Source organism: Nonomuraea sp. MG754425, assembly GCF_021699195.1.
Lineage (GTDB): Bacteria > Actinomycetota > Actinomycetes > Streptosporangiales > Streptosporangiaceae > Nonomuraea.
In genome coordinates this window covers 1-977 of sequence record NZ_SSXE01000436.1, presented here as the reverse complement: position 1 = coordinate 977, position 977 = coordinate 1, and the positions used below count along the sequence as shown (strand labels likewise).

The 977-nt window shown below is 74.0% G+C and carries 1 protein-coding gene; it reads right to left on the bottom strand.

Annotated elements, in window-relative coordinates:
- Positions 1-977: alpha-galactosidase (locus FAF44_RS53320; RefSeq protein ID WP_237111141.1), on the bottom strand; the 977-nt coding region annotated here is incomplete at both ends.

Here is a 977-nt window from a genome sequence, read left to right as displayed (position 1 = left end):
CGACGCCGTGGGCCCGCACGCCCTCGGGGACGTCGTCCAGGCGGACCGTGACGCCGGTGTGCAGCAGGTCGCGGTGGCGTTTGTGCAGGGCGATCCAGGTGGCCAGCTCGTCGAGGTCGGCGTCGGCGAGCGCGGTGAGGTCCCATTCGACGCCGTAGTGGCCGAAGAACGCGCTCGCGGCCCGGAAGGCGAGGTCGTGGCGGCGGCCGGTGGTGTGCGAGCGGCCGGCACCGATGTGGCTGCCGACCAGTTCGGGCGGCAGGAGCTGGGCGGTCCAGCGCAGGATGTCCTGGCGTTCGACGGGGTCGATGCAGTCGCTGGCCCAGACGCGGTCGGTGTGCTCCAGGATGCCGAGGTCGACGCGGGCCCCGCCGGAGGAGCAGGACTCGATCTCCAGCCGGGGGTGCGCGGCGCGGAGGTCGTCCAGCAGGCGGTAGACGGCGTGGGTCTGGGCGTGCACGGAGGCCCGGCCGTCGCGGCGGGTGGAGCCGGCGTCCACGAGGTCGCGGTTGTGGTCCCACTTGATGAAGTCGAGGTCGTACTCGCCGGTGAGGGCGAGCAGCCGCTCCCTGACGTACGCGTACGCGTCGGGGTTGCTCAGGTCGAGGACCTGCTGGCGGCGGGCGGGCGGCGGCAGGCGGTCGCCGGTGCGCAGGATCCAGTCGGGGTGGGCGCGGGCCAGCCGGGAGTCGGGGCTGATCATCTCGGGCTCCAGCCAGAGCCCGAACTCCATGCCGTGCCCGCGTACCCGCTTGACCAGCGGGTGCAGGCCGTCGGGCCAGACGTCCGGATCGACGTGCCAGTCGCCGAGCCCGGCGCCGTCGTGGCGGCGGCCCAGGAACCAGCCGTCGTCCAGCACGAATCGCTCGACCCCGACCCTGGCGGCCCGGTCGGCGAGGTCGAGCAGGCGGTCGAGGTCGTGGTCGAAGTAGACGGCCTCCCACGTGTTCAGCACGACGGGCCGGGGCGTGGCGGGG